The following is a 2192-nucleotide window of genomic DNA, read 5'->3' as shown; positions in this document are numbered from 1 at the left end:
CTTCAGGATTATCGGTTATAACCTCTGTACTCTTATTCTGCAATCACGCGTATACACTGCGATAGCAAACAGGTTTCATGCCCCTCTGCAGCAGCCGCAGCACCAACGCAAAGAGCCCTCCCATCACGAACGATACAATGAGAATTCCTGGTTCAGACAGACGGGTCATGTTGATCATCGGGAGAAAGGCATTCCCACCATAGAGCAAGACGCCGAGCACAAACGCACATATGATCCCGAGGAGAAGCGTTCTCCCAATCCTCAGTTTCTTCTGACTTGCGGTCAAGGGAGATCTCCTCTCTCGTCCAGTTTCTTCCCACATGGCTCGCTCTCATACAACGAGAGCCTCTTGACCTCTCCCCCCTCTCTTCCTTCTCTCCTGAAGGTGCAAACGTTGTTGTGATCATGAAGGAGCAGAACACCATCTCGCAGGGAAATCACCCCGGCATACCAACGGAATGTGCCCTCAGGGATATCGGTTTCTCGATGCACTTCCTGAAAGGTGAGACCTGCCAGCTTGATCAGTTCTCTTCTTCTGCTCAGATAGAATTTCTTCTGCATGCCCCTCTTCACCTCCTTATCCCTTTTTTCATCTCTTCTTGTCACTTCTTTCACGAATTCTCCCCAGAAATGATGTGTTTGGTGAGTATACTCGCAAAAGAGGGCAGAACCTGATTGAGCATATCTTGCCTGGTAGGATAAACCATTTGGTTGAGAAATGGCATTCAGGGGTCCTCGCTCCTTCTCCCCTTAAACACACCATATCGTTACAAAGTTTACAAGAGAGGCAAAATGCTCCTTCATCCCTTGCTCATGCGCTGAGCGATCAAGCAGCTTCTCGACAAAGAAGCACATCGACAGCGGCCAAAGACAGGCTTCAGCCTCAAAGCAGAGAGGCAGCTTCTGTATCGCGGTCCCGACGCCCAGAAGCACCTCGCATCTCCCGCGAAGCGGCAAAAAGTTCCCCCTTTTTTCGCATGGAGAATCCAGCTCCTCAAAGACGGCCAGCTCCCTGGAGCCTTCCTTGAACGGATCAGACATCGGCAAACAGACAGAGCGCTTGCAACCATGCTGAGATCCATCGAGCTGGAAGGAACGGGATGCACAAGACACGACCAGGAGCTCCTGCTGGGAGCAGCATGAGCAACACTCCGGCACCTGGCTTTCTCGACGAATAGGAGCAAGAACAGTCGCAGAAGGGATGCGTCGTTTCGTCAGAATGGCTCGTCCACGGTGGGGCATTCCAGCAAGATGAACCTGACATGCCCTCGACGGTCGCTTCCTTTGACGGGCAACAGAGCCGTTTCCCCTGGCTCACGCGGAGCGTGGAGAGCCTCCACCAGAGCATCACCTTGCCGTTCCCTGCCCACGTTCTCCGCCATCCTGAGAGGAGGAAGCAGGATGCCATCCTGCATGCTATTAGCCCCATCACCGCTGGCCACAGCCACAACCCCAACGGAGACCACCCGCAACAACGCTGCACACAGCCATCCATACCTATGAGTGCCTGCTTGGGTCACTCCCCCTCTCCTCCCTCTGCTGGCTCGCTCCCGCCTTTTCCTTCTCTGCTTTTACTGCACCAACAATCTCACCCACGTTCCGCTTTTTGCGACACCGCAACCCTCCCCCCTCGCTCCCGGTTCCGTCCCATCCTCCTCCGATGCTCCTGCTTCCAGGCACCAGCATCTGGAAGCGCTTTTTGTCCATCACCTCCTCTTGAAAGCGACGCCAGCACCCTCTCCTCTCATGCCACGCGGAAGCAAACTTTCCGCGCCAGAGGATGAAGAGAGCCCCCCCGTCACGCATGACAGCAACCTGCGATGACGTCTCCTCCTCGTCATCTGCGTTGGCACCACCCTGCTCCCCAGAAGATGCAAGCTCTGCTTCCACAGCTTCCTGATCCCTCTCTCGCAACGAAAAACACATGCCCTCGCGCACGCTCCCCCACAAGATGCGACACCCCCTCTTTCCCCCAAACCCGGACCTGCTCCATTCCCGGACAGGGACCTCTTCCGGCTTTGTTCCGATTTTTGGCATCCCCAACAGCCCCGGGCAGACGAACCCCGCTTCCCGCTTCGGAGGAACCTGCTGGAGGGAAGCCGTGTTCGGGAATCCGGTACCGCACCACAACACCAATGCGCTCGCGAACTCAACGACGCCGCAAAGACGACAGGTGGGGGACACGCTCCAAA

General features: G+C 55.7%; 5 protein-coding genes. 1 reads left to right on the top strand and 4 read right to left on the bottom strand.

Annotated features, from left to right (window positions below; all coding sequences use genetic code 11):
- Positions 1 to 282 precede the first annotated feature (282 nt).
- The 4 genes from EI42_RS31725 to EI42_RS32225 all read right to left on the bottom strand — a co-directional run bounded on the left by EI42_RS31725 (position 283) and on the right by EI42_RS32225 (position 1890).
- The gene (locus tag EI42_RS31725; RefSeq protein WP_111326974.1) at positions 283 to 561 is read right to left on the bottom strand and encodes a hypothetical protein; all 279 of its coding nucleotides are present in this window, start codon (positions 559 to 561) and stop codon (positions 283 to 285) included.
- 189 nt (positions 562 to 750) lie between these two features.
- The gene (locus EI42_RS31720) at positions 751 to 1113 is read right to left on the bottom strand and encodes a hypothetical protein (protein WP_111326972.1); all 363 of its coding nucleotides are present in this window, start codon (positions 1111 to 1113) and stop codon (positions 751 to 753) included.
- A 101-nt stretch (positions 1114 to 1214) separates the two neighbouring features.
- Positions 1215 to 1520 (bottom strand): hypothetical protein, encoded by a 306-nt coding sequence (locus EI42_RS31715; RefSeq protein ID WP_111326970.1) that lies wholly within the window; start codon positions 1518 to 1520, stop codon positions 1215 to 1217.
- Positions 1498 to 1890: a hypothetical protein gene (locus EI42_RS32225; RefSeq protein WP_146505496.1), complete on the bottom strand. Its 393-nt coding sequence runs from the start codon at positions 1888 to 1890 to the stop codon at positions 1498 to 1500. Before EI42_RS32225 ends, EI42_RS31715 begins: the two co-directional genes overlap by 23 nt.
- 61 nt (positions 1891 to 1951) lie before the next feature.
- On the opposite strand from EI42_RS32225, the gene EI42_RS33685 reads away from it, so the two are divergent.
- Positions 1952 to 2192 (top strand): hypothetical protein (locus EI42_RS33685; RefSeq protein ID WP_211326459.1); only part of this gene is annotated, 241 nt, incomplete at its 3' end.

This window comes from Thermosporothrix hazakensis (assembly GCF_003253565.1).
In the GTDB taxonomy this organism is placed as follows: domain Bacteria; phylum Chloroflexota; class Ktedonobacteria; order Ktedonobacterales; family Ktedonobacteraceae; genus Thermosporothrix; species Thermosporothrix hazakensis.
Note: the sequence above shows the minus strand (reverse complement) of the source record. Positions and strands in the feature narration are given on the sequence as shown.

Excerpts from the sequence above, each read along its gene's own strand:
- EI42_RS31725 (WP_111326974.1), bottom strand. The coding sequence starts at position 561 with ATGCAGAAGAAATTCTATCTGAGCAGAAGAAGAGAACTGATCAAGCTG.